This window comes from Williamsia sp. SKLECPSW1, from assembly GCF_054332755.1.
On record NZ_JBTGLI010000002.1, the window covers coordinates 54,614 to 80,760 of the forward strand.

At 70.4% G+C, this 26,147-nt stretch carries 24 protein-coding genes and 1 riboswitch; of the genes, 15 read left to right on the plus strand and 9 right to left on the minus strand.

Annotated features, from left to right (window positions below; all coding sequences use genetic code 11):
• The first annotated feature begins 23 nt into the window (after positions 1–23).
• The 8 genes from secA2 (at position 24) to gcvP (ending at position 9,663) form a co-directional block, all read left to right on the plus strand.
• Positions 24–2,453, plus strand: coding sequence for an accessory Sec system translocase SecA2 (secA2, locus tag ACXVUM_RS16150; RefSeq protein ID WP_458523532.1), 2,430 nt, complete (start codon positions 24–26; stop codon positions 2,451–2,453).
• Positions 2,454–2,489: 36 nt separating this feature from the next.
• The gene (locus tag ACXVUM_RS16155; RefSeq protein ID WP_458522950.1) at positions 2,490–3,107 is read left to right on the plus strand and encodes a CDP-alcohol phosphatidyltransferase family protein; all 618 of its coding nucleotides are present in this window, start codon (positions 2,490–2,492) and stop codon (positions 3,105–3,107) included.
• Between the two features lie 10 nt (positions 3,108–3,117).
• Positions 3,118–3,522 (plus strand): glycine cleavage system protein GcvH, encoded by a 405-nt coding sequence (gcvH, locus tag ACXVUM_RS16160; protein ID WP_458522951.1) that lies wholly within the window; start codon positions 3,118–3,120, stop codon positions 3,520–3,522.
• 198 nt (positions 3,523–3,720) lie between these two features.
• Positions 3,721–4,179 (plus strand): glycogen accumulation regulator GarA, encoded by a 459-nt coding sequence (gene garA, locus ACXVUM_RS16165; RefSeq protein ID WP_458522952.1) that lies wholly within the window; start codon positions 3,721–3,723, stop codon positions 4,177–4,179.
• Between the two features lie 81 nt (positions 4,180–4,260).
• Entirely contained in the window at positions 4,261–4,944 is a 684-nt protein-coding gene (gene ftsR / locus ACXVUM_RS16170) for a transcriptional regulator FtsR (RefSeq protein ID WP_458522953.1), read from the plus strand.
• A 127-nt stretch (positions 4,945–5,071) separates the two neighbouring features.
• Positions 5,072–5,572: a bifunctional nuclease family protein gene (locus ACXVUM_RS16175; RefSeq protein WP_458522954.1), complete on the plus strand. Its 501-nt coding sequence runs from the start codon at positions 5,072–5,074 to the stop codon at positions 5,570–5,572.
• 291 nt (positions 5,573–5,863) lie between these two features.
• Complete coding sequence (locus tag ACXVUM_RS16180; RefSeq protein ID WP_458522955.1) at positions 5,864–6,505, plus strand: MerR family transcriptional regulator; 642 nt, start codon at positions 5,864–5,866, stop codon at positions 6,503–6,505.
• Positions 6,506–6,519: 14 nt separating this feature from the next.
• Positions 6,520–6,619: riboswitch (glycine riboswitch) on the plus strand.
• 161 nt (positions 6,620–6,780) lie between these two features.
• Positions 6,781–9,663 (plus strand): aminomethyl-transferring glycine dehydrogenase, encoded by a 2,883-nt coding sequence (gene gcvP / locus ACXVUM_RS16185; protein WP_458522956.1) that lies wholly within the window; start codon positions 6,781–6,783, stop codon positions 9,661–9,663.
• 33 nt (positions 9,664–9,696) lie between these two features.
• Here the strand turns inward: gcvP and ACXVUM_RS16190 are convergent, their stop codons facing one another.
• The 9 genes from ACXVUM_RS16190 to ACXVUM_RS16230 all read right to left on the minus strand — a co-directional run bounded on the left by ACXVUM_RS16190 (position 9,697) and on the right by ACXVUM_RS16230 (position 20,905).
• The gene (locus tag ACXVUM_RS16190; RefSeq protein WP_458522957.1) at positions 9,697–10,869 is read right to left on the minus strand and encodes a hypothetical protein; all 1,173 of its coding nucleotides are present in this window, start codon (positions 10,867–10,869) and stop codon (positions 9,697–9,699) included.
• A 10-nt stretch (positions 10,870–10,879) separates the two neighbouring features.
• A complete protein-coding gene (locus tag ACXVUM_RS16195; RefSeq protein ID WP_458522958.1) occupies positions 10,880–13,042 on the minus strand; it encodes a malate synthase G in 2,163 nt (720 codons plus the stop codon).
• A 61-nt stretch (positions 13,043–13,103) separates the two neighbouring features.
• Complete coding sequence (locus tag ACXVUM_RS16200) at positions 13,104–13,988, minus strand: 3-methyladenine DNA glycosylase (protein WP_458522959.1); 885 nt, start codon at positions 13,986–13,988, stop codon at positions 13,104–13,106.
• Positions 13,985–15,061 (minus strand): hemolysin family protein, encoded by a 1,077-nt coding sequence (locus ACXVUM_RS16205; protein WP_458522960.1) that lies wholly within the window; start codon positions 15,059–15,061, stop codon positions 13,985–13,987. The genes ACXVUM_RS16200 and ACXVUM_RS16205 overlap by 4 nt, the downstream gene beginning before the upstream one ends.
• Complete coding sequence (locus ACXVUM_RS16210; RefSeq protein ID WP_458522961.1) at positions 15,058–16,464, minus strand: hemolysin family protein; 1,407 nt, start codon at positions 16,462–16,464, stop codon at positions 15,058–15,060. The genes ACXVUM_RS16205 and ACXVUM_RS16210 overlap by 4 nt, the downstream gene beginning before the upstream one ends.
• A 7-nt stretch (positions 16,465–16,471) precedes the next feature.
• A complete protein-coding gene (gene guaB1, locus ACXVUM_RS16215) occupies positions 16,472–17,911 on the minus strand; it encodes a GMP reductase (RefSeq protein ID WP_458522962.1) in 1,440 nt (479 codons plus the stop codon).
• A gap of 9 nt (positions 17,912–17,920) precedes the next feature.
• Positions 17,921–19,381 (minus strand): NADP-dependent phosphogluconate dehydrogenase, encoded by a 1,461-nt coding sequence (gndA, locus tag ACXVUM_RS16220; RefSeq protein ID WP_458522963.1) that lies wholly within the window; start codon positions 19,379–19,381, stop codon positions 17,921–17,923.
• 60 nt (positions 19,382–19,441) lie between these two features.
• Positions 19,442–20,389, minus strand: coding sequence for a M56 family metallopeptidase (locus tag ACXVUM_RS16225; RefSeq protein ID WP_458522964.1), 948 nt, complete (start codon positions 20,387–20,389; stop codon positions 19,442–19,444).
• Between the two features lie 126 nt (positions 20,390–20,515).
• Positions 20,516–20,905 (minus strand): BlaI/MecI/CopY family transcriptional regulator, encoded by a 390-nt coding sequence (locus ACXVUM_RS16230; protein WP_458522965.1) that lies wholly within the window; start codon positions 20,903–20,905, stop codon positions 20,516–20,518.
• A gap of 287 nt (positions 20,906–21,192) precedes the next feature.
• Between ACXVUM_RS16230 and ACXVUM_RS16235 the strand changes: the two genes are divergently transcribed.
• The 7 genes from ACXVUM_RS16235 (at position 21,193) to ACXVUM_RS16265 (ending at position 26,145) form a co-directional block, all read left to right on the plus strand.
• A complete protein-coding gene (locus ACXVUM_RS16235) occupies positions 21,193–21,609 on the plus strand; it encodes a PaaI family thioesterase (RefSeq protein WP_458522966.1) in 417 nt (138 codons plus the stop codon).
• Positions 21,610–21,728: 119 nt separating this feature from the next.
• Positions 21,729–22,031 carry an urease subunit gamma gene (locus ACXVUM_RS16240; RefSeq protein WP_458522967.1) on the plus strand — a complete coding sequence of 101 codons (303 nt, stop codon included), beginning with the start codon at positions 21,729–21,731 and terminating at the stop codon, positions 22,029–22,031.
• Entirely contained in the window at positions 22,028–22,339 is a 312-nt protein-coding gene (locus tag ACXVUM_RS16245) for an urease subunit beta (protein WP_458522968.1), read from the plus strand. The genes ACXVUM_RS16240 and ACXVUM_RS16245 overlap by 4 nt, the downstream gene beginning before the upstream one ends.
• Positions 22,336–24,057: an urease subunit alpha gene (locus tag ACXVUM_RS16250; protein WP_458522969.1), complete on the plus strand. Its 1,722-nt coding sequence runs from the start codon at positions 22,336–22,338 to the stop codon at positions 24,055–24,057. The genes ACXVUM_RS16245 and ACXVUM_RS16250 overlap by 4 nt, the downstream gene beginning before the upstream one ends.
• Positions 24,057–24,713 (plus strand): urease accessory protein UreF, encoded by a 657-nt coding sequence (locus tag ACXVUM_RS16255; protein WP_458522970.1) that lies wholly within the window; start codon positions 24,057–24,059, stop codon positions 24,711–24,713. Before ACXVUM_RS16250 ends, ACXVUM_RS16255 begins: the two co-directional genes overlap by 1 nt.
• A 67-nt stretch (positions 24,714–24,780) precedes the next feature.
• Positions 24,781–25,458: an urease accessory protein UreG gene (ureG, locus tag ACXVUM_RS16260; RefSeq protein ID WP_458522971.1), complete on the plus strand. Its 678-nt coding sequence runs from the start codon at positions 24,781–24,783 to the stop codon at positions 25,456–25,458.
• A 12-nt stretch (positions 25,459–25,470) separates the two neighbouring features.
• Complete coding sequence (locus ACXVUM_RS16265; protein ID WP_458522972.1) at positions 25,471–26,145, plus strand: urease accessory protein UreD; 675 nt, start codon at positions 25,471–25,473, stop codon at positions 26,143–26,145.
• The last annotated feature ends 2 nt before the right edge of the window (positions 26,146–26,147 follow it).

Here is a 26,147-nt window from a genome sequence, read left to right on the forward strand (position 1 = left end):
CCAAGACAGGAGTGATCGGGCAGGTGGGCAAGCTCTCCAACAGGATGTGGCGGATGCTGGGCGCGCAGTCGACGCGCAACCAGTCGAAGTCGGTCGCGCTGATCTCGCAGGCCTCCACACACGACGACTGGGCCGCAGGCCTCTCCGACGACGAGTTCGCGGCGGCGGCCGAGAAGCTCGACATCACCGATCCCGCCGGCGCCGACCGGGCGAAGTTCATCGCCCTGGTCCGTGAGGGCGCCGACCGGTCGCTGGACATGCGGCCGTTCGACGTGCAGCTCCAGGGCGCGTTGCGTCTGCTGGAGGCGGACATCGTCGAGATGGCGACCGGTGAGGGCAAGACGCTCTCGGGTGCGGTCGCGGCGATCGGGTACGTGCTCCTCGGACGTCGCGTGCACGTCATCTCCGTCAACGACTACCTCGCCACCCGCGACGCGCAGTGGATGAAGCCGCTGTTCGACCTGTTCGACATGACGTCCGGTTCGGTGTCGGAGGCGTCGACGCGTGAGGAGCGTCGCGCCGCGTACGCCGCCGACGTCACCTACGCCTCGGTGAACGAGATCGGCTTCGACGTGCTCCGCGATCAGCTGGTCACCCGCGAGGAGGACCTGGTCAGCCCGACGCCGGATGTGGCGATCATCGACGAGGCCGACTCGGTGCTCGTCGACGAGGCTCTGGTGCCGCTCATCCTGGCCGGCGCGACCACCGGCGAGGTGCCGGACAGGCTGATCCACGACACGGTGGCGAAGCTGCGCAAGAACCACTACGAGATCGACGCCGATGGCCGCAACGTCTTCCTCACCGACGAGGGCGCGGAATTCGTCGAGGCAGAACTCGGCGACATCGACCTGTACTCCGAGGAACACGTCGGGACGACGCTGGTCCACGTGAACATCGCGATGCACGCGCACATCCTCGTCGAGCGCGACGTCCACTACATCGTCCGTGACGGTGGGGTGCACCTCATCAACTCCTCGCGCGGACGCGTCGCGCAGCTGCAGCGGTGGCCCGACGGGCTGCAGGCCGCGGTGGAGATGAAAGAGGGCCTCGCGCAGACCGATTCGGGTGAGGTCATCGACACGATGACCGTGCAGGCGCTGATCGGCCGGTACCCCACGGTGTGTGGCATGACCGGTACCGCGCTCGCCGCCGGCGAGCAGTTCCGCCAGTTCTACGACCTCGCGGTGTCCCAGATCCCGCCGAACACCGACAACATCCGCGTCGACGAGCCCGACCGCGTGTACGACTCCAAGTTCCACAAGGCCGAGGCGATCGTCGAGTACGTCAAGGAGGTCCACGAGACCGGCCAGCCGGTCCTCATCGGCACCCACGACGTGGCGGAGTCCGAGGAGCTCGCGCTGCTGCTCGAGCGTGCGGGCGTGTCGACCGTCGTGCTGAACGCGAAGAACGACGCCGAGGAGGCGGTCATCATCGCCGAGGCCGGCGCGCTCGACGCGGTCACGGTCTCGACGCAGATGGCCGGTCGTGGCACCGACATCAAGCTCGGCGGGAGCCGCGGCGAGAAGGACGGCAAGTCCACCGGCGCCCGCGACCAGATCGTCGAACTCGGTGGGCTGTGCGTCGTCGGGACCGGTCGCCACGACACCGAGCGCCTGGACAACCAGCTCCGCGGCCGCGCCGGACGTCAGGGCGACCCCGGTCGATCGGTGTTCTTCTCCTCGCTCCAGGACCCCGTGGTCACCAGGAACCTGTCGTTCAAGCGGGACCCGGTGTCGGAGAACGAGGACGGCTCCATGGGGGAGCGGGGCGTCGAGCTGATCGAACAGGCGCAGCGCGTCGCCGAGGGCATCATGCTCGAGCTGCACGCCAACACCTGGCGCTACAACAAACTGGTGAACCAGCAGCGCGACATCGTCGTCAAGCGTCGGATGGAGCTGCTGACCACCGAGATCGCCCTCGAGGAGCTCGAGAAGAGCGAACCCGCGCGGTACGCCGAGCTGACCGGCACCGCCGACGCGTCGGATGCCGAGACCGCGTCGGACGAGAAGAAGGTCGAGAGCGCCGACGCGGCGGACGGGGAGGCCGAACCCGCGACGTCGACGGTGGCGGTCGCGACCGAGCCCGTCCCGCGTGAGGTGCTGGTGCAGGCGGCGCGGGAGATCGCGCTCTACCACCTCGACCGCGCGTGGGCCGATCACCTGGCGTTCGTCGCCGACGTACGGGCCAGCATCCACCTGCGTTCGATCGGGCGGGAGAGCCCGCTCGACGAGTTCCACAAACTGATCCTCGACGCGTTCGCCGCACTGCCCGAGGAGGCGGTGGACAAGGCGCGCACCACCTTCCGCGAGGCGACCATCACCGCCGACGGGGTGGACCTCGAGGCGGCGGACCTGCGTCGGTCGACGACGACGTGGACCTACATGGTCCACGACAACCCGTTCGCCTCCGGTGGGGCGAAGACGCTGCAGGGGATCATCGGCATCTTCCGCTGACCCCGTCCGGGCCACCCGTGTGACAGGCTGGGCGCCATGGAATCCGACGGCTCCGTGCGGGCACCGGGATCGACCGAACCGGTCGTGACCGACCGGGTCCTCACGGTGCCCAACGCGTTGAGCCTCCTGCGGCTGGCGCTGGTCCCGGTCTTCGTGTGGCTGTTGGTGTTCGAGCACGCCTACGCGTGGTCGTTCGCGATCCTGTTGGTGTCCGGTGCGTCGGACTGGGCCGACGGCAAGCTGGCGCGACTGCTGAACCAGTCGTCGTCGCTGGGTGCCCTGCTGGACCCGGCCGCCGACCGCATCTACATGATCGTGGTCCCGATCTGTCTGGGACTGCGCGACATCGTCCCGTGGTGGCTCATCGGCATCCTCATCGGCCGAGATCTGCTGCTGCTGGTGGCCGTACCGATCCTGCGCACCCGCGGGTTGACCGCACTGCCGGTCACCTACGTGGGCAAGGCGGCGACGTTCTCGTTGATGTACGGGTTCCCGTTCGTGCTCGGCGGGCAGATCGACAACGCCGTCGGCGACGTCTGTCACCCCATCGGCTGGGCGTTCCTCATCTGGGGGACGGGCATGTACGTGTGGTCCTTCGCGCAGTACTGGTGGCAGGTGGTGCTCGTCGTCCGACACGTGCCGCGGGCACGATAGGGTTCTCGACGTGAGTGAGATCGAGGTCCCCGGGAACCTGCGCTACACCGTCGAGCACGAGTGGATCGAGCAGGTCGGACCGGGTCGGGTCCGGGTCGGGATCACCGCGTACGCGCAGGATCAGCTCGGCGACGTGGTGTTCGTGCAGTTGCCCGCGGTGGATGACGAGGTCACCGCCGGGGAGTCGTTCGCCGAGGTGGAGTCGACCAAGAGCGTGTCGGACATCTACGGTCCGCTCGAGGGTTCGGTCGCGGCCGTCAACGACGCGCTGGACGGCACCCCCGAGCTGGTGAACTCGGCCCCCTACGGCGACGGGTGGCTCATCGAGATCGCCGTCGCCGACAGTGTCGACCTCGACGCGGTGCTCGCCGACCTCCTCGACGCCGAGGGCTACCGCAAGGTGATCGACAGCTGATCTGAGCGCCGCCCGGCAGGGTACGGTCAGTGAGCACGAGCGGACGCCGACGCTGCCGGGACAGGCGACGACCCCGGGGGTCGCCGCGGTGTGCCGCCGGGGATCACCACAACACATGGTTCGACATGCGCACCGCTGTCGACACGACACGCGCGACCTGCACCGTTGGGTCACGAGAGACTCGAGAAGGAGTGGTTGGTGAGCGACAACGAGAAGGACTACGACGCGCCGGTGGAGACGACGTCGGTCTTCCGCGCCGATTTCATCAAGGAACTCGACGCGTCCGGTGGGACGACGACCGAGACCGCCGAGGCCGCCGTCGAACGTCTCTCGCCCGGGACCGCACTGCTCGTCGTCAAGCGTGGACCGAACGCGGGTTCGCGGTTCCTGCTCGACCAGAGCACCACGTCGGCCGGGCGTCACCCCGACAGTGACATCTTCCTCGACGACGTCACCGTCAGCCGTCGTCACGCCGAGTTCCGCCTCGCCGACAACGAGTTCCAGGTCGTCGACGTGGGCAGCCTCAACGGCACCTACGTGAACCGGGAGCCCGTCGACTCGGCGGTCCTGGCCAACGGCGACGAGGTGCAGATCGGCAAGTTCCGTCTCGTGTTCCTCAGCGGCCCCTCCGGCGACGGATCGTCGGCGGCCGGATAGTCCGCCGTGACCGCGCCGTCCACGGGTGACGGGGCCGGCCGTCCCGCTGCGGGCGGCAGGTCGGGAGCACAGGAGGGGTCGATGTCGATCGGCACCGTCCTCGACCGGCTCCGGCCGGACTTCCCCGACGTCACCATCTCCAAGATCCGTTTCCTCGAGGCCGAGGGGCTGATCACGCCGCAGCGGTCCCCGTCGGGATACCGGCGGTTCACCGGTGACGACTGCGAGCGCTTGCGCTTCGTCCTCACCGCCCAGCGCGACCGGTACCTGCCGCTGAAGGTGATCAAGGACCAGCTCGACGCGATCGACCGCGGTGAACGGGTCGACCCCGGCACGCCACGGCTGCTGTCGACGGCGCGATCGTGGGTCGCCCCTGCGATGGACTTCGAGAGTTCGGGCGGTCGTGTCTCGCGGGAGTCGCTGATCGAGCGCACCGGGGCAGATGCCGAGTTCGTGACCGAGCTGCTGTCGGCGGGACTGCTCACGCCCGGACCGGGTGGCTTCTTCGACGAGGACGCGGTGCGTCTGGTGGAGGCGGCCGCGGCCCTGGCCGACTACGGACTCGAGGCGCGACACCTGCGGGCGTTCAAGGTCTCCGCCGACCGGGAGGCCGGTCTGGTCGCCCAGATCGCCAACCCCATCGCCAAGAGCAAGGGTGCCGGCGCCCGCGATCGTGCCGAGGAACTCACCCGCGAGGTGGCCGCGCTGACGGTGACCCTGCACACGCAGTTGGTGAAAGCCGCTGTGCGCGATGCCCTCGACTGAGGCCCGCGAGCACCCGGTGGGTCGCGCCCGCGAGGTGTAGCGTCGATCGTGATCGGCCGGCATGCGGAACCACGTGCCGGTCGCTGCTGTTCGACAGGCGCGTCGTTCGTCAGGCGGGAGAATGACCATGGGTGAGATGCACGTCGTCGGGATCCGTGTGGAACCACCGCAGGGACAGCCCGTCCTCCTGCTGCGCGAGGTGGACGGCGAGCGGTACCTGCCCATCTGGATCGGCCAGAGCGAGGCCGCGTCGATCGCCCTGAAGCAGAAGGGTGTCGAACCGCCCCGCCCGCTCACCCACGACCTGATCGTCAACCTCGTCGCGGCGTTCGGCCAGGAACTCGTCGAGGTGCGGATCGTCGACATGCAGGAGGGCACGTTCTACGCGGAGATGATCTTCGGTGGCGAGTTGCGCGTGTCGGCGCGGCCGTCGGACGCGGTGGCCGTCGCCATGCGCGCCGAGGTGCCGATCATCGCCGAGGAGGGCGTCCTCACCGAGGCCGGTCTGGTGATCCCCGACGAGGAGTCCGCGGACTCCGAGGAGGTCAAGGAGGACGAGGTCGAGAAGTTCAAGGAGTTCCTCGACACGATCTCGCCCGACGACTTCAAGGCCTCAGGCGGAGCCTGACCGTCGATGCAGGCGGAGCCTGACCGTCGATTCAGGCGTGCTCGGTCACGGGAGCGTCACCCCGCGGTCACGGTTCACCCTCGACCTGAGATCGAGACTTTCCGGACGGGCGAGTCGCGTTGATCGGCGCGTCGCGGCGCCATAGCGTTCCCCTCGAATCCCGCACATCGCGGGACGCCACCCAGGGTCGGGTCGCAGGGGTACCCTGAGTTGCACCGATGGTGTTCACCGACGCCATCCGTCCTCTCAGACCGCACCGAGGACAGACCCCGTCATCTCCAGGAGCACGCCGTGGGCGACGAGCCACACACGCAGGGCCCGGACACCGCCGCAGATGTCGCGACCCGGCCCGAGTCGGCACCGGTCATGCGGCCGCAGCAGGGGACCCTCGACGACGTCGCCCCCGGCGTCTTCCCGAACGACACCGTCCCCGACGACCTCGTCGGCTACCGCGTGCCGAGTGCCTGCCAGATCGCCGGCATCACGTACCGACAGCTCGACTACTGGGCGCGCACGTCGCTGGTCGTCCCGTCGATCCGCGGCGCGGCGGGCAGCGGCAGCCAGCGGCTCTACTCGTTCAAGGACATCCTGGTCCTGAAGATCGTCAAGCGTCTGCTGGACACCGGCATCTCGCTGCAGAACATCCGCGTCGCGGTCGATCACCTGCGGCAACGCGGTGTCGAGGACCTGGCTCGGATCACCCTCTTCTCCGACGGCACCACCGTGTACGAGTGCACCTCGGCCGAGGAGGTCGTCGACCTCCTGCAGGGCGGGCAGGGAGTCTTCGGCATCGCCGTCGCCGGCGCGATGCGTGAGCTGTCCGGGACGATCGCCGACTTCCCGGGTGAACGGGCCGACGGCGCGGTCAGCGAGACGGCCCCCGAGGACGAGCTCGCCGCCCGCCGGAAGACCCGCGCACGTCGCACGGGGTAAACTCGCCACCACGTCGCAGCGGCATGGGAGAGTGTCGCGACCCACCGGTCGCGTCCGCCGAAGGAGCAACACCTCTCCGTCAATCTCTCAGGCACCAGGGACCGTGCCGCATCCCGACGTCTCTGGAAAGTGACGACGTCCGCGTCGTCCGCCCACGGTGAAAGGCCGCTCCCCGCGGCTCAATCTCTCAGGCGCCCGTCTCGACCGGGCAGGACAGAGGGGGAGGACCGATCGCTGTCCGGCGTGCTCCGGACGCGCCCAGGGGAGGTCCACCCGTGTCCGATCGTCTGTCCGCCACCCACCGCTTCGACGACGTCGCCGATCGCTTCGCCGACCGTCACATCGGTCCCGACGCGCATGATCTCGACCGCATCCTGACGGCGCTCGACATCGACACCCTCGAGGACCTCGCCACTCGCGTGGTGCCCTCGTCCATCGCCGATCCGGCCGACGCGACCGGCCTGGAGGCGCTGCCTCCCGCCGCGACCGAGGTCGAGGCGCTCGCCGAACTCGCCGACCTGGCGTCGCAGAACACCGCCGCGACCTCGATGATCGGGCTGGGCTACTACGGCACCCACACCCCGGCCGTGCTGCGCCGCAACATCGTCGAGAACCCCGCCTGGTACACCGCGTACACGCCGTACCAGCCGGAGATCAGCCAGGGGCGTCTCGAGGCGCTGCTCAACTTCCAGACGATGGTCTCGGACCTCACCGGGATGGACGTCGCCAACGCATCGATGCTCGACGAGGGCACGGCGGCGGCGGAGGCCATGACGTTGCTGCGTCGCGCCACGAAGAACCGCTCACCGCGGTTCGTCGTCGACGCCGACGTGTTCCCGCAGACGCTGGCGATCATCGAGACCCGCGCCGAGCCGCTGGGCATCGAGGTGGTCCGTGCCGACCTCACGCAGGGCCTGCCCGACGGTGACTTCTTCGGTGTGCTGACGCAGGTCCCGGGCGCGTCCGGTCGCGTCGTCGACCTCGCCCCGATCATCGCCGCCGCCCACGACCGCGATGCCCTCGTGGCGGTCGGTGCCGATCTGCTGGCGCTGACGCTGATCACCCCGCCGGGGGAGCAGGGTGCCGACGCCTGCTTCGGCACCACACAGCGTTTCGGGGTCCCCATGGGCTTCGGCGGGCCGCATGCCGGCTACCTGGCGGTGCACACCCAGCACGCCCGGCAGTTGCCGGGCCGTCTCGGCGGCGTCTCGAAGGACGCCGACGGCAACCTGGCCTATCGCCTGTCGCTGCAGACCCGCGAGCAGCACATCCGCCGCGAGAAGGCGACCAGCAACATCTGTACGGCGCAGGTGCTGCTCGCCGTTCTCGCCGCCATGTACGCGAGCTACCACGGCCCGGAGGGGCTGACCGCGATCGCGCAGCGCGTGCACCGACTGGCCGCGATCATCGCCGGGCGCCTCGCCGGCGGCGGCGTGGAGATCGTCCACGACACCTTCTTCGACACCGTTCTGGCCGGGGTCCCCGGCCGTGCGGACGAGGTCGTCGAGGCGGCCAAGCGCGACGCGGGGATCAATCTGCGCCGCGTCGACGACGACCACGTCGGCATCGCCTGTGACGAGACCACCACCGCGGGGGACGTCGCAGGGGTGCTCGCCGCGTTCGGGGTCGACGCCGATGGGGGATGGGCGGTCACCGTGTCGCCCGCCGGGCCGTCGCGCACCAGCGAGTTCCTCACCCATCCGGCGTTCCACCGGTACCGCACCGAGACCTCGATGCTGCGGTACCTGCGTCGCCTGGCCGACAAGGACATCGCGCTCGACCGCAGCATGATCCCGCTGGGCTCGTGCACGATGAAGCTGAACGCGGCCGCGGAGATGGAGCCCATCACGTGGCCGGGCATCGCCGACCTGCACCCGTTCGCGCCCGCCGACGACACCGTCGGCATGCGCACCATGATCGGGCGTCTCGAGGGGTGGCTGGCCGACATCACCGGCTACGACCGGATCAGCCTGCAGCCCAACGCCGGATCCCAGGGTGAGTACGCGGGGCTCCTGGCCATCCGCAAGTACCACCTGAGCCGCGGCGACGAGTCACGGGACGTGTGCCTCATCCCCTCGAGTGCCCACGGCACCAACGCCGCGTCGGCCGTCATGGCCGGGATGCGCGTGGTGGTGGTGGCCTGCCGCGCCAACGGCGACGTCGACACCGCCGACCTCAAGGAGAAGATCGCCACGCACGCCGAGTCGCTGGCGGCGATCATGATCACCTACCCGTCCACGCACGGCGTGTTCGAACACGAGGTCGCCGAGATCTGCGGTGCCGTGCACGACGCCGGCGGCCAGGTGTACGTCGACGGCGCGAACCTCAACGCCCTGGTCGGGGTCGCGCGGCCCGGCCGGTTCGGCGGGGACGTCAGCCACCTGAACCTGCACAAGACCTTCTGCATCCCCCACGGCGGCGGTGGACCCGGCGTCGGGCCGATCGGTGTCCGGGAGCACCTCGCGGAGTTCCTGCCCGGACACCCTCTCGACGACGCGCTGCCCGGGTCGATGACCATCTCGGCCGCGCCGTACGGCTCGGCGTCGATCCTGCCGATCACCTATGCCTACATCCGCATGATGGGGGCGGCGGGGTTGCGTCGGGCGACGCTCACGGCGATCGCCTCCGCCAACTACATCGCACGCCGCCTCGCCGATCACTTCCCGGTGCTCTACACCGGCGAGAACGGGTGGGTCGCCCACGAGTGCATCCTGGACCTGCGTCCCATCACCAAGGCGACCGGCGTGACGGTGGACGATGTCGCGAAGCGACTGGCGGACTACGGGTTCCACGCACCGACGATGAGCTTCCCGGTGAGCGGCACTCTCATGGTGGAGCCCACCGAGAGCGAGAACCTCGACGAGATCGACGCCTTCTGTGAGGCGATGGTCTCCATCCGTGCCGAGATCGAGCAGGTCGCCGACGGCACCTTCACCGTCGACGACAACCCGTTGCGCGGCGCGCCGCACACGTCGGAGTGCCTGGTGTCGGAGTGGGAACACCCCTACTCCCGTGAGCAGGCGGCGTTCCCGAACGGCCGCCCCTCCGGCGGCGCCCGGGACAAGGTGTGGCCGTCGGTCCGTCGTATCGACGGCGTCTACGGTGACCGGAACCTGGTGTGCAGCTGCCCGCCGATCTCGGCCTTCAGCGAGGCCTGACGGCCGGGCCGTCCGCGGGCCCACCGGCCGGGCTCAGCGGGCGGCGTAGACCTGCCGCGCGATCTCGGCGGTCGCGGCGGGATCCCCCGCGGGCATGGGGGTCTCGATGGCGGGGAATCCCACCGCCGCCGTCGGTGGCGCCTGCTCGGCCGCACCACGGAACCCCATCAGGGTCAACGTGCGGAGTCGGTCGGGGGTGCGGGCGAACCGGAAGAACGCGGTGACGGTCTCGGCGGCCGACGCCGAGACCTGTGGGCCGGTGAGATCGACGACGGGGTAGTCGGCCGACGCCGTGTACCCGGTCGGGACGAACTCGACGACCCGCGGCGCGCCGGTGCCCTGGGTCGCGGCGTACAACGACTGCTCGGTGATCGGGACGGCGTGCACCCGCGCGCGAGCCGCGTCGCCGTCGACGATCTCCGGCAGGGTCCGTGTCGCACTGCCGTCCACCGACGTGGGGGCGGCCGCGCGCAGTGCCGAGATCGTCGACGTGACCTGCGCCGACCGCGCGTCCTCGGCCGTCATCCCGGCGGTGCCCACCCGACTCACCTCGGTCGCCACGGCCTGCGCCGCGAGCACCGTCGCATCGGTCTGTGGGCCCGCGGGCAGCGCCATCCGCAGTGGACCCCACCCCGGCAGGCCGATCCGGGCGAGCCCGTCGTCGTCGCGGGAGAGGGACGGCACCTCGATCCAGGACAGCTTCCCGGTGGCGGCCCGCGCGAACTCCGGCGCCACGGCGAGCACCACCGGGGAGCTCACCAACGACTCGGGGTCACCGTCGATCACCGACGACTTCTCGGTCAGCAGCTGTGCACTCCACACCGACGAGGCCGGCACCCAGGCCGCGGGGTAGGCGCCCATCGAGGCGGTGTCCCAGGTGCCCGTCAGACCGTCGAGTGTCGTCTTGGGGTCGACGGGACGCACCTGCACGGTGATGCACTTGTCGCGCACGACGGGGCGGGTCGCGGTGTAGGCCGCGGCGATCCGGGACAACGGCTCGGCGATCCCGGCGTCGGCGACGACGGACACGGTCTCCGGTCCCTCGACGCAGGTGCGCGCCGCGGCCGTCGAGTCGTCGCGGAGGTTGCGGCCCAGGACGACCCAGACGACGACCAGCACCACCACGACGACGAGCACCGCGACGGACACCGCCAACCCGCGGCTGATGCCGCGTCGGCGGGCGATGTCCGTGCGGTGCCGGGCCATGGGTCAGGCCTCAGGCGTTCGCGGCCTTGAACTCCCGGCGACGCCGGTGCAGGATCGGCTCGGTGTAGCCGCTGGGCTGCGACGTCCCCGACAGGATGAGTTCCTTGGCCGCCTGGAAGGCGATGCTGGAGTCGAAGTCCGGAGCCATCGGCCGGTAGGCGCTGTCACCGGAGTTCTGCTCGTCGACGACCTCGGCCATCCGTTGCAGCGACTCGACCACCTGCTCCTCGGTGATGATCCCGTGGCGCACCCAGTTCGCCAGCAGCTGGCTCGAGATCCGCAGCGTGGCACGGTCCTCCATGAGGGCCACGTCGTGGATGTCGGGGACCTTCGAGCAACCGACGCCCTGGTCGATCCAGCGGACGACGTAGCCGAGGATCGACTGGCAGTTGTTGTCGAGTTCCTGCTTGCGCTCCTCGTCGGACCAGGTGGTGTCCGAGGCCAGGGGGATCTGCAGGATGTCGTCGACGGAGGCCGGGTCGCGCTTGGCGATCTCGTCCTGACGCTCGAAGACGTCGACCTGGTGGTAGTGCAGCGCGTGCAGGGTCGCCGCCGTCGGGGACGGGACCCACGCGGTGGTCGCGCCCGAGCGCGGGTGGCCGATCTTCTGCTCGAGCATGTCGGCCATGAGGTCGGGCATGGCCCACATGCCCTTGCCGATCTGCGCGTGGTGCGCCAGGCCGGCGTGCAGGCCGATGTCGACGTTGGAGTCCTCGTAGGCCTTGATCCACGTCTGCGACTTCATCTCCGCCTTGCGGATGACCGCGCCCGCCTCCATCGAGGTGTGGATCTCGTCGCCGGTGCGGTCGAGGAAGCCGGTGTTGATGAACACGACGCGGTCGGCTGCGGCCTTGATGCAGGCCTTGAGGTTCACCGTGGTGCGCCGCTCCTCGTCCATGATGCCGACCTTTAGCGTGTTGGCGGGCAGGCCCAGGATCTCCTCCACCCGGCCGAACAACTCGACGGTGAACGCGACCTCGTCGGGGCCGTGCATCTTCGGCTTGACGATGTAGATCGATCCGGTGCGGGAGTTCTGGCGTCCGTCACCCGACATCCCGTGGATGCCGATCACCGAGGTGAAGATCGCGTCGAGGATGCCCTCGGGCACCTCGTCGCCGTCGGCGTCGAGGATCGCGTCGTTCGTCATCAGGTGACCGACGTTGCGCACGAACAGCAACGACCGACCGGGCAGGGTCAGCTCCCCGCCGTCGGGGGTGGTGTACACCCGATCCGGGTTGAGGGTGCGCGTGAAGGTCGTGCCGCCCTTGGTGACGTCCTCGGAGAGGTCACCCTTGTTCAGGCCCAGCCAGTTCCGGTAGCCGAGCACCTTGTCCTCGGCGTCGACCGCCGCGACCGAGTCCTCGAAGTCCATGATCGTGGTGATCGCGGACTCGACGAGGACGTCCTTGATCCCGGCGGGGTCGGTGGATCCGATGGGCGACTCGGCGTCGATCTGTACCTCGAGGTGCAGACCGTTGTGCCGCAGGAGGATCCCGGTGGGGGAGCCGGCGTCGCCGAGGTATCCCGCGAACGCCGACGGGTCGGCGAGCGAGGTGGAACCGTCGCCGAGGGTCAGGACGAGGGCGGAGCCGTCGACCGAGAGGCGGGTGACCTCGGACCACGCACCGCTCTCCAGCGGGACGGCGCCGTCGAGGAAGTCCTTGGCGTAGGCGATGACCTTGTCGCCGCGGACCTTGTTGTACGAGCTGCCCTTCTCGGCGCCGTCGGTCTCGGGGATGACGTCGGTGCCGTAGAGCGCGTCGTAGAGCGATCCCCACCGCGCGTTGGACGCGTTGAGCGCGAAGCGCGCGTTGAGGACCGGCACCACCAGCTGCGGACCGGCGGTGCTGGTGATCTCGGTGTCGACGTTCTCGGTGCCGATCTGGAAGTCCTCGGGAACCGGGACGAGGTACCCGATCTCCTGCAGGAACGCCTTGTAGGCGGCGGCGTCGATCTCCGGGTTCCGGTGATGCCAGTCGTCGATCTTGCTCTGCATCTCGTCGCGGACGGCGAGGAGTTCCCGGTTGCGCGGGGTGAGATCGGTGATGATGCGGCCCACGCCGTCCCAGAACGCGTCGGCGTCCACACCGGTGCCGGGCAGGGCCTCGGTGGTGATGAAGTCGTGCAGGACGGTGGCGACCTGCACCCCGCCGACGGTGACGCGTTCGGTCATGGCTCCTCTTTCGTTGGTTGCCGACACCGTTGGTGCCCTCGCTGTGATCCGGGCATCCATGCTACTCAGCGGTAGGGAGGCGGTCGCCCGTGGTGGCGGCTGACGTCAGCTCCTCGCATCGCGCCAGCAGGTCACGACGGACCACGGCCGCGCGGTCGGCCAGGGAACGCTGGCGGGCGACGTAGTCGGCACGACCCCGCGGTGTCTCGATCGCGATCGGGGCGAACCCGAGGTCGGCGAGGTCGTAGGGGCTCGCCCGCATGTCCAGCTCGCGGAGGTCGAACGCGACCGCGAGGGCGTCGACGACGACCGCGGACCCGACGAGCACCTCGAGTTTGGTCGCCCACTTGTAGAGGTCCATCCCGGCGTGCACACAGCCCGGTTGCTCGGTCGCCACCTGCGTCGCCCGCGTCAGTTCCCGTGTGTTGCGCCCGCGGGCGTCGTCGGTGAAGAACCGGAAGGCGTCGAAGTGGGTGCACCGGAGCCCCTGCCGTTCGACGACGCGGTCCGTCTCGTCGGGGGACAGCCGCAGCGGGATCCGGTGGCGTCGCAGATCGCTGTCGCGGTACACCATCGCCCACTCGTGCAGGCCGAGGCAGTCCCACCGGGGTGTGCGCGCCGCGGTGGCGGAGAGCAGGCGGGCGACGTGGGCGATGGTGTCCTGCCGCGCGTGGAGGTGCTCGTCGCCGACGGTGACGCCTTCGTCGGTCGACACGTAGTGCGGCCATCCGCGGTGCTCGGCCGCGGCCGGGAGCGTGACGCCGAAACCCGGATGCCACCGACGCAGACGGGCGGGCTTGTGGCTGTAGTAGCGGAACAGGAACTGCCACACCGGATGGTCGGACCCGTCGGGGAGATGGCGGGGATGTGCCTGCAGCAGGGCGTCGACGCGGGCGATGTGCGCCGTCGCGCGTGCCGTCCACTCCTCGATGCGCAGCACCGTCATATCCGGTGGGTCTCGTCTCGGACGGTGCCGACGAACTCCTCCACGAGGTCCTCGAGCGCGACGACACCCGTGGTCCGGCCGTTGCCGTCGACGACGGTCCCGAGGTGGGCGCTCGTGCGGCGCAGCGCGGCGGTCGCCTCGTCCAGGGAGGTGTCACCGGAGATGACCGGCAGCGGCCGGATGGTGTCGGCCCCGATGATCGTGTCCGGTCCGACGCTCTCGTCGAGGATCTCGTCGAGCACGTCCTTGAGGTGCAGGTATCCGGTGTAGGTGCCGTCGGCGCCGCGGACCGGGAACCGGGAGAAGCCCGTCTCCGACACCGCACGCTCCACCGATCCCAGCGTCGGGCCGGATCGGCCCGTGGCGGGGTCGACGGTGGCGCGGACACTGCGCAGGTCCTGCAGGGGGATCGCGACCTCCGAGACCGTGCGACCGGCCGTGCGCAGTGCGCGGGTCAGCCGTTCGTGCTCCTGGGCGTCGATGAGTCCCTCCTCGCGGGACTCGCCGATCATCTGGGCCAGCTCGCCCGCCGACACGGTCGCGTCGAGTTCGTCGCGGGGCTCGATCCGCAGCAGCCGCAGCGACAGGTTCGCGGCGAGGTTGTAGAAGGCGATGAACGGCTTCGCGAGGCGTATCCACGCCAGGTGCACCGGCACCAGCAGCATCGCCGAGGTCTCCGGGCCGGCCAGCGCGATGTTCTTCGGGACCATCTCGCCGAGCAGGATGTGCAGCGCCACCACCAGGATCAGCGCGATCGTGAAGCCGATGGGGTGCAGCAGGGCGTCGGGGACACCCAGCAGATCCATCGGCGACTCGATGAGGTGCGCGATCGCGGGTTCACCGACCCGGCCCAGCAGGATCGAGCAGATCGTGATGCCCAGCTGCGCGCCGGCCAGCATCAGCGACAGGTCCTGACCTGCTCGGATCACCGTCTGTGCCCGTCGTTTGCCCTGGTCGACGAGGGTCTCGAGGCGATCGCGGCGTGCGGAGATGAGGGAGAACTCGGCGCCGACGAAGAACGCGTTGCCGGCGAGCAGCGCCACGGCGGCGACGACCCCGAGCCAGTCGTTCATCGTCGGTCCCCCTCGGCGGATGCGTCCTCGGCGGGGAGGGCGTCGTCGGCGAGCGCGGCGATGGCCACCACGTCGACACGACGTCCGTCCATGCGCACCACCCGGGCCTGCAGGCGAGGTGCGGGCGGGGCCGGATCGGGACCCGACTCCTCCTCGAGCTCGTGGCGCTCGGGCAGCGCCACGACGTCTCCTTCCACGGCGATACGGCCGAGCAGTGCCACGACCAGGCCGCCGAGGGTGTCGTAGTCGCCCTCGGGTGCGCTGTAGCCGGTCGCCGCGGCGAGTTCGTCGATCCGCAGCAGTCCCGAACAGATCCACCCGTCGTCGGAGCGCTGGACGTCGGCCTGTTCGTCGTCGTGTTCGTCGGTGACGTCGCCGACGATCTCCTCGATGAGGTCCTCGGTGGTGACGATGCCCGCAGTGCCGCCGTACTCGTCGACGACGACGGCGACCTGCATGCCGTCGCCCCGGATGCGGGCCATCAGCGTGTCGCCGTCGAGGCTGTCGGGGACGACGGGCACCGGGCGGGCGATCTCGCCGAGGGTCGTCGAGCGGCGCTGTGCGACCGGGAGCGTGAACGCCTGCTTGATGTGGACGAAGCCGCGGATGTTGTCGAGATCGCCGTCGACGACGATCGGGAAGCGGGAGAAACCGGTCTGTGAGGCGGCCACGATGAGGTCGCGGACGTCGGCGGTCTCGTCGAGCGCCTCGACGGTCGAGCGCGGGGTCATCAGCTCCTCCGCGGTGCGCTCGCCGAAACGCAGGGATCGGCCGACCAGGATCGCGGTGCCCTGGTCGAGGGCCCCCTCCCGGGCCGAGTTGCGCACCAGCGACCCCAGTTCCTCGGGGGAGCGCGCCGACCGCAACTCCTCGGCGGGTTCGATCCCGAGTCGTCGCACCACCCAGTTGGCGGTGCCGTTCGTGCCCTTGATGGCCCAGGAGAACACCGTGGAGAACCCGACCATCGGACCCGCGGTGGCGCGCGCGGTCGGCAGGGGTCGCGCGATCGCGGCGTTCTTGGGGATCAACTCGCCGATCACCATCGACAGAGACGTCGCGATCACCAGGGCCAGCACCACCGACAGCACACCGGTGAGATGGTCGGACGCACCGAGTGCGCTCAACGCCGGATCGAAGAGCTGCTTGAGGACCGGCTCGGCGATGTAGCCGGTGACCAGGGTGGTGATGGTGATGCCGAGCTGCGCGCCGGACAGCTGGAAGGACAGCGTCCGATGCGCCCGCGCGACCTGCCGGGCGCGCCGGTCGTCGCGGGACTCCAGGTCGGCGTCGACGGTGGACCGTTCGAGCGCGGTGAGGGAGAACTCGGCCGCGACGAAGAGTGCCGTCCCCAGGGTGAGTGCGAGGAACCCGACCAGGCTCGCGACGAGGATCAGGATCTGCACGTCGCCGTCACCATCCGGTGGGCAGCGGGCGTCCCTCGGCGAATCCGGCGGCCGACTGCACCCCCAGCACGACGCGCTCGTGCAGCTCGTCGAGGGTGCGCGCACCGACGTACGTCGCGGTGCTGCGCACGCCGGAGCAGATGTGGTCGATGAGGTCCTCCACGCCCGGGCGGGCCGGGTCGAGGAGGATCCGCGAACTCGAGATGCCCTCCTCGAACAGTCCCTTGCGAGCACGGTCGAACGCGCCGTCGCCGACGGTGCGGGCGGCGACCGCCCGCTTCGAGGCCATGCCGAAGCTCTCCTTGTAGGCGCGTCCCGTCGTGTCGTGGTGCAGGTCGCCGGGTGACTCGTGGGTCCCGGCGAACCAGGACCCGATCATGACGTTCGAGGCGCCGGCGGCCAGTGCGAGCGCCACGTCACGGGGATGGCGGACGCCGCCGTCGGCCCAGACGTGCGCACCCCGCTCACGGGCGACCGCCGCGCACTCGGCGACGGCGGAGAACTGCGGCCGGCCGACGCCGGTCATCATGCGGGTGGTGCACATGGCACCCGGTCCGACGCCGACCTTGATGATGGACGCCCCCGCGTCGAGCAGGTCGATCGTGCCCTGCGCCGACACGACGTTGCCGGCGGCGATGGGCAGACCCAGATCCGCCTCGGCGACGGCTCGCACGGCCGCGATCATCTTCTCCTGGTGGCCGTGTGCGGTGTCGACGACGAGCAGGTCGGCACCCGCGTGGGCGAGCGCGGCAGCCTTGCCCGCGACGTCACCGTTGATGCCGATCGCCGCGGCGACCCGCAACCGGCCGTGGCCGTCGGTGTTGGGGGTGTAGATGCCCGCGCGCACGGCACCGGTGCGGGTGAGCACGCCCACCATCGCACCGTCCGGCGCTGTCAGCACGGCGAGCCCGAGGTGCTGGTCGGACAGGGCGTCGAAGACGGCGCGCGGGTCCGTGTCGACGGGGAGCGACACGATCGCCGGGTCGAGGATCTCCGACAGTCGGGCGAACCGGTCGACGCCGACGCACGCCTCGGCGGTCACGACACCCATCGGACGTCCGTCCCCGCCCACGACGACGACCGCTCCGTGTGACCGCTTGGGCAGCAGTGCGAGGGCGTCGGACACCGCGTCGTCGGGTCCGAGGGTCACGGGGGTGTCCGCGACGAGGTCGCGACTCTTGACCGTCGCGATCGACTCCGCGGCCGCCGCGGCGGGCAGGTCCTGCGGCAGGACGACGATGCCGCCGCGCCGCGCGACCGTCTCGGCCATCCGCTTGCCCGCGACGGCCGTCATGTTGGCGACGACGATGGGGATGGTGGACCCCGAACCGTCCGAGGTCGTCAGATCGACGTCGAACCGGGAGGCGACGTCGCTGCGACCCGGGACGACGAAGACGTCGTCATAGGTCAGGTCGGTTGTGCTGCTGTGTCCGTCGAGGAAACGCACGGCGGTGTCTCAGGCCTCCACCTCGGAGCGGTCCTCGCTCCACAGTGTGTGGAACGTGCCCTCCTTGTCGATCCGCTGGTAGGTGTGCGCGCCGAAGTAGTCGCGCAGTCCCTGGGTGAGGGCGGCCGGGAGCCGCTCCGACCGCAGGCCGTCGTAGTACGACAGCGACGACGCGAACGCCGGCACCGGGATGCCGAGACCGGCCGCCGTGGTGACGACGCGACGCCAGCTCTCCACGCCCTCCTCGACGGCGTCCCGGAAGTAGGGCGCCAGCAGGAGGCTCTTCAGGTCGGGGTCCTCGTCGTAGGCGTCGCGGATCCGGTTGAGGAACTGCGCGCGGATGATGCACCCGCCGCGCCAGATGGTGGCCATCGAGCCGGGGTGCACGTCCCAGCCGTACTCCTCGCTGCCCGCGCGGATCTGGTCGAACCCCTGGGCGTAGGCGACCACCTTCGACGCGTAGAGCGCGGCACGGACGTCGGCGACGAACGCGTCGGCATCGGTGGGCTTCTCCCCGATGGTGCCCGCCTTGAGGTCGGTGGCGGCGGCGCGCTGGTCGAGCGAGCTCGACAGCGCACGGGCGAACACGGCCTCGCCGATGCCGGTCACCGGCACGCCGAGGTCGAGGGCGGACTTCACCGTCCAGCGGCCCGTGCCCTTCTGGCCGGCCGCGTCGACGATGACGTCGACGAGGGGCTTGCCGGTCTCGGCGTCCTTCTGCGACAGCACGTCGGCGGTGATCTCGACGAGGTAGCTCTCGAGGTCGCCCGAGTTCCACTCGCGGAACACGTCGGCGATCTTGTCGGTGTCCAGGTCCAGGACGCGGCGCAGGAGGTCGTAGGCCTCGCCGATGAGCTGCATGTCGGCGTACTCGATGCCGTTGTGCACCATCTTCACGAAGTGCCCGGAACCGTCGGGACCGATGTGGGTGCAGCAGGGCTCACCGTCGACGTGGGCCGAAATGGACTCCAGCAGCGGGCCGAGGGACTCGTAGGCCTCCTTCGGGCCGCCCGGCATGATCGACGGGCCCTCGAGCGCGCCCACCTCGCCACCGGAGATGCCGGCGCCGACGAAGTTGAGGTTGCGCTCGCTGCACTCCTTCTCCCGACGGATCGTGTCGGTGTAGAGCGAGTTGCCGCCGTCGATGATGACGTCGCCGTCCTCCATCAGATCGGCCAGTTCGCCGATCACGGAGTCGGTCGGGTCGCCGGCCTTGACCATGATGAGCACCCGACGCGGCTTCTCCAGCGCCGCGACGAACTCCTCCATCGTCTCGGTGCGGACGAAATCACCCTCGTCGCCGTGCTTCTCGAGCAGGGCGTCGGTCTTCGCGGTGGTCCTGTTGTGCAGGGCCACCGTGTGTCCGTGGCGGGCGAGGTTACGGGCGATGTTGGACCCCATGACGGCCAGTCCTGTCACGCCGATCTGGGCGCGTGCGGTCGTCGAGGAGTCACCCGAGGTCTGTGTCATGTCCTCAGCCTAGGACGTGTCGTCGGTGCGGACTTCTCCGAGGAGGGTGGGATCGGTCCGTCACGCCGTGACCAGGCGGCTCAACTCGGTCAGCCAGGGGATCGCCACCGCCAGGGTGGGCAGGACGAGGATGCCCGCGGCGGCGGCGTAGGCGGCCAGGGAGGGCCACCGGGCAGGGGAGTCGCGGGTGAGCCGGCGGACCCGGGTGAGGGTCGTCGGCCCGCCGACCGCGAGCGCTCCGCGCGGTGCGACGGAGTCGGCGCAGGCGACCAGAGCACGCCCCAGCGGTGTGGGGCCGGTCGCACGCACGGCGTGGTCGTCGGCGAGGACCTCGACGAGCAGTTGGACCGCGCCGAGTGCGGACCGGCTGCGGATGAAGCGCGGGAATGCCTCGTGGACCGCGATGAACGCCTCGAGGATCAGGTCGTGCCGTGCGCGCAGGTGCGCACGCTCGTGGGTGATGACCGCGGCGAGCTCGTCGTGCGAGAGGCGGGCGACGACGCCCTCGCTGAGCACCACACGCTGCCGCAGACCCGGCAGGCAGTAGGCGATCGGCTGCTGGACCGCGAGCATCCGCACGTCCCGTCCGCGGAGTGCACCGTCGCACTCGCGCCGGTCGAGGCGGTCGAGGATGTCGATCAGGGTGCGGTGCGCGGCCCGGCGGGCGCGGGTGCGGACACCCACGCGCACCACGGTGTACATCAGTCGCGCGCCGATGCACAGCGTCAACAGGAACACGGCCACGTACACCGACCACAGGACGACGCCCAGGGAGTCGATCTCGTCGAGCGGGTTGGTCGTCGGTCGGCCGTCGGGGCCCGGGACGAGCAGGCCGGCGGCGATCGCCAGTCCGCAGCTGAACGCCGACAGGACCGCGGCGAGAGCGATGGCCTGCCAGAGCGCCATCGCCGCGCGGGGCGCGTGCAGCGGCCAGGTGGCACGGGACAGGCGGTCCGGGACGGGGCCGACGAGGACGAGGGCCATCAGTCCGAACGCCGCGGCGGTCATCGGCCGTCCTCACTGCGGGGTCGACATCGCCCCGGATGTCGCGTCGGGGCGGCCCGGTTCGTCGGTCCGGACGACACCGAGGATACCTGCCGGTCGGTGGTCGACCGGCAGATCACGGGGCTGCCGTCAGGAGCGGTCGGAGTCTCCACGGGCCGCTTCCAACTCGTCGAGGGCGCGGCGCAGGGCCGCGGCTTCGTCGGCACCGACACGACCGACGAACGACACGAGTGCCGCATGTCGTGAGGTCGACTCGTCCGCCTCGCTGAGGGCGTCGACCATGAGGCTGGCGACGAGGTCCTCGCGGGGGTGGGTCGGGGAGTAGCGGTGCGCGCGGTCGTCGCGGATCTGGGTGACCAGGTTCTTCTTGGCCAGACGCTGCAGCACCGTCATGACCGTCGTGTAGGCGAGATCGCGGTCGCGGGACAGCGCAGCGTGCACCTGTCGCACAGTCAGCGGCGATTCGCTGGACCACAGGTTGTCCATCACCGCGCGCTCGAGATCTCCCAGACCGCTCATCCTCTTGACTCTACCGACCGGACGTGCGAGACGCGTTCCGGCCATGCGGCCAGATTGTCCGACATCGCGGACGCCACGACCGGGACGACGGGGCGCCGACGTGATCGGGGCGGTGGGGTTGACCATGTTGGTAAGGATAGCCTATCTTCATCATCACGTCGGACCGCGCGAGCGTCCTGAGGGCTGCAGAGACCCCCGGTCCACGCCACGACAGGCCCCGTACCCACCCGGTGCGGGGCCTGTCGGTGTCGCCGGGTCGCGCGCGGCGCGCTGGCTAGGCTCCGGTGATGACCAACTCGCTCGATCCCGACCTCGTCGGCGCCGGCCTCGACGGCCACCTGTCCTTCCGCTGGGAGCGCGTCAGCGGTGACGGCTCCCGCGCCTCGTTCACCGTCGCGCCGGAACACCACCAGCCGTTCGGCATCGTCCACGGCGGTGTGCACTGCGCGCTGGTGGAGAGCCTTGCCAGCATGTCGGCGGCGCAGTGGTTGCAGGACCAGGGCCTGCCCGCCCGCGTCGTGGGGGTCAACAACTCCACCGACTTCCTCAAGGCGGTCGGCGAGGGCGAGATCACCGGTCAGGCGACCCCGATCCATCGCGGCCGGTCGCAGCAGCTGTGGCAGGTCGACGTCACCGACGGCGACGGCCGCCTCGTCGCGCAGGGTCGGGTGCGGTTGCAGAACCTCGACCAGCCCGGGCGCTGACCCGTCCGTCGGGTCGTCGTCCGCGGGCGGCCCGATCCGTTCGCCGCGACGGTCCGGCGGGGCCGTGGCACGATGACCGTCACCGACCGGTCGGGACTGCGTGAGGGAAGAGTGATGCGATGAGGCTGACGCCGCACGAGCAGGAACGGCTGATGATCTCCTACGCAGCCGAACTCGCGCGACGACGGCAGGGTCGCGGACTCAAGCTCAACCACCCCGAGGCGGTCGCGGTCATCACCGACCACGTCCTCGAGGGGGCCCGCGACGGCCGGTCGGTGGCGGATCTGATGACCAGCGGACGCGAGGTGCTCGCCCGCTCCGACGTGATGGACGGGGTGCCCGAGATGATCCACGACGTACAGGTGGAGGCCACCTTCCCCGACGGCACCAAGCTGGTCACCGTTCACGAGCCGATCTCGTGATCCCCGGCGAGATCCTGTGCGCCGAGGGCGACATCGCGATCAACGCGGGTGCCCCCGTCATGCAGATGTCGGTGGTCAACGCCGGTGACCGTCCCGTCCAGGTCGGCAGTCACTACCACTTCCCGCAGGCCAACTCCGCGTTGCGCTTCGACCGTGACGCCGCACACGGACTCCGCCTCGACATCCCTGCCGGGACCGCGGTGCGGTTCGAGCCGGGCATCGAGATGACGGTGTCACTCGTCCCGCTCGCCGGGGCGCGCGTCGTCCCCGGTCTCTCGCTGGACACGCCGGGGGAGTTGGACCGATGAGCTCGCTGAGCCGGGAGCGCTACGCGCAGCTGTTCGGCCCGACCACGGGCGATCGCATCCGACTGGCCGACACCGACCTCCTCGTAGAGATCACCGAGGACCGTTGTGGCGGACCCGGTCTGGCGGGGGAGGAGGCCGTCTTCGGCGGCGGCAAGGTCATCCGCGAGTCGATGGGGCAGTCGCGTGCAACTCGCGCGCAGGGCACACCCGACACCGTCATCACCGGTGTCGTCGTGCTCGACCACTGGGGGATCATCAAGGCCGACATCGGGATCCGCGACGGTCGGATCGTCGCACTGGGCAAGGCAGGCAACCCCGACACCATGGACGGTGTCCATCCCGACCTGGTGATCGGGCCGAGCACCGAGATCATCGCCGGCAACGGCAAGATCGTCACCGCCGGTGCGATCGACTGCCACGTGCACTTCATCTGCCCGCAGATCATGGACGAGGCGTTGTCCAACGGCGTCACCACACTCGTCGGCGGCGGCACCGGACCGGCCGAGGGCAGCAAGGCCACCACCGTCACCCCGGGGGCATGGCACCTGGCGTCGATGATCGCCGCGACCGACCACTGGCCGCTGAACATCGCGCTGCTGGGCAAGGGCAACACCACCGGCGAGGACGCGATGCGCGAGCAGATCCTCGCCGGCGCATCGGGGTTCAAGGTCCACGAGGACTGGGGCAGCACCCCGGCGGCGATCGACGCGGCCCTGCGCGTGGCCGACGAGATGGGTGTGCAGGTCGCGCTGCACTCCGACACCCTCAACGAGGCCGGCTACGTCGAGCAGACGCTCGGAGCGATCGCAGGGCGCGGCATCCACGCCTATCACACGGAGGGTGCCGGCGGCGGTCACGCACCCGACATCATCACCGTCGCAAGCCATCCCAACGTCCTGCCCAGTTCGACCAACCCCACCCGGCCGCACACCGTCAACACCCTCGACGAGCATCTCGACATGCTGATGGTGTGCCACCACCTCAACCCGAGCGTCCCCGAGGACCTCGCCTTCGCCGAGAGCCGGATCCGGCCGTCGACGATCGCCGCCGAGGACCTCCTGCACGACATGGGCGCCATCTCGATGATCGGCTCCGACGCACAGGCCATGGGCCGGATCGGCGAGGTGGTGCTGCGTACGTGGCAGACCGCGCACGCCATGAAGGCACGCCGTGGGAGCCTGGCCGGCGACGACCGCGCCGACAACAACCGCGCGCAGCGCTACGTCGCGAAGTACACGATCTGCCCGGCCGTCGCGCACGGACTCGACCACGAGATCGGGTCGATCGAGGTGGGCAAGATGGCCGACCTCGTGCTGTGGGAACCGGCCTTCTTCGGGATCCGCCCGCATGTCGTGGTCAAGGGCGGCGCGATCGCCTGGGCGGCGATGGGCGACGCCAACGCATCGATCCCGACGCCGCAGCCGGTGCTCAACCGTCCGATGTTCGGGGCGGCCCCACCCGTCGCCGCGGCGACCTCGGTGACGTTCGTCGCGCAGCAGGCGCTCGACGACGGTCTCGCCGACCGACTCGGTGTGCGCAGACGGCTCTCGGCGGTGAGGAACGTCCGGTCGATCGGCAAGGCGGACATGCCCCGCAACGACGCGACCCCCGACATCCGGGTCGACCCCGACACGTTCACCGTCAGCATCGACGGGGAGGTCTGGACCGAGGCGCCCGCGGACACCCTGCCCATGGCGCAGCGGTACTTCTTCTTCTGATGGACGATCCCACCACGACCGACGGGACCCTCGCGCTGCTCCTGACGCTGGCCGACTCGCGGCTGCCCGTCGGCGGCCACGTGCACTCGGGTGGCGTCGAACAGGCGATCGCCGACGGCGCGATCGTCGACGCCGCAAGCCTGGAGGCCTACCTGCGGCGCCGTATCGCGACCGGTGCGCTGGTGGCGGCGTCGATCGCCGCGGCCGTCGCCGACGGACGGCTGACCGCCGAACAGGCCCAGGTCGAGACCGATGTGCGGACCCCGTCGTCCGCGGCGCGGGGCGCCTCGCTCGCGCAGGGCCGGGGGATGGTCCGACTGGCCCGCAGGCGCTGGCCCGACCACGATCTGTCCGCGCACACACCGCGGTCGCACCTCCCGGTGATCGCCGGGACCGTCGGCGCCCTGTGCGGGATGTCGGGGCACCAGGTCGCGGTGGCGCAGGTGTACACCGCGATGACGGGATCGGCGACAGCCGGGCAACGGCTGCTCGCCATGGACCCCGCCGACGTCGCGATGATCACCATGGACCTGGCGGGACTGTGCGAGCAGACCGCCGCAGAGGCGTCCGCGGGCCTGGCCGACCTGTCCGACCCCCTCTACGACGTGTTCGCCGAACGGCACGAACGTCGCGACATGCCCCTGTTCGCCTCGTGAGACCGGCGCGGAGAACACTTCTCGACATCCCCATCCGAGACATCCGACCCAGAGGACGGTGACACCGATGCCCCCGCATCTCATCGACGGACAACCCCACAGCCACGCGCCGGACCGGCCGCGACGGACCCGGCAGCCGGGGGAGGCGCTGCGCGTCGGCATCGGCGGACCCGTCGGCTCGGGCAAGACGGCCCTCGTCGCCGCGTTGTGCCGTCAGTTGCGCGACGAGCTCTCGGTGGCGGTGCTGACCAACGACATCTACACCACCGAGGACGCGGACTTCCTGCGCCGCAACGCCGTCCTGCCCGACGAACGCATCACCGCGGTGCAGACGGGTGGGTGTCCGCACACGGCGATCCGTGACGACATCACCGCCAACCTCGACGCCATCGACGACCTCGTGGAGAGCAACCCGCCGCTGGACCTGATCCTCGTCGAGTCCGGCGGCGACAACCTCACCGCCACGTTCTCCACCGGCCTCATCGACGTCCAGATCTTCGTGATCGACGTCGCCGGCGGGGACAAGGTCCCCCGCAAGGGTGGACCGGGGGTGACCTTCTCGGACCTGTTGGTGGTCAACAAGACCGACCTCGCGCCGTTGGTCGGCGCCGACCTGTCGGTGATGGAACGCGATGCGGCCGCGGTGCGGGGCGATCGACCCACCGCGCTGATCTCGCTGACCGAGGACCCGGCGGCGACGACCGTCCTGTCGTGGGTCCGCGACCGGCTCGCCGAGGTCGCCTGAGCGGCGCATGCGATGAGGACCGTCGTCCATGTGGTCGCGCGAGCGGGCCGCGCCCCGTTCTCGTGCGCCGTCGGCGGACTCGCCGTGCGGCGTACGGGTGTCGACACCCTCCACCTGATCTCGACCGCGGCGACACCGCTGGGCGGGGACCACATCGACATCCGCGTCGAGGTCGAGCCCGGTGCCCGGCTGTGGCTCGGCACGGTCGCGGCCACCATCGCGCTGCCCGCCCGCGGTGAACCCCGATCGACCGCGGCGTGGACAGTCGACGTCGCCGAGGACGGGGAGTTGCACCTGGCGCCCCAGCCGACCGTCGTCGCGGCGGCCGCACAGCACGAGACGACGACGCGGGTGCGGGTGGCGGGCTCCGCGACCGCACTGGTGGAGGAGAGCGCGCAGATCGGCAGACACGACGAGACCGGCGGCGCGTGGTCGGGTCGACTGTGGGTCGACGTCGACGACAGGCCGATGCTCCGACACCGTCTCGACCTGGGGGCGGGATCGGTCCTCGGCGACGACCACCGCGCTGTCGTCAGTCGGTTCGTCCACCCCGACGCACGCACCGGCGACGTGTCGGCGGTCGCCCTCGCGACGCGGATGGCGCTGGTCGGGGGTGCGAGCCTGACGACAGCGGTGGGTCACACGGTCGCGCAGGCGTGCGCCGCGGAGGCGACGATCGGCCGGTGACC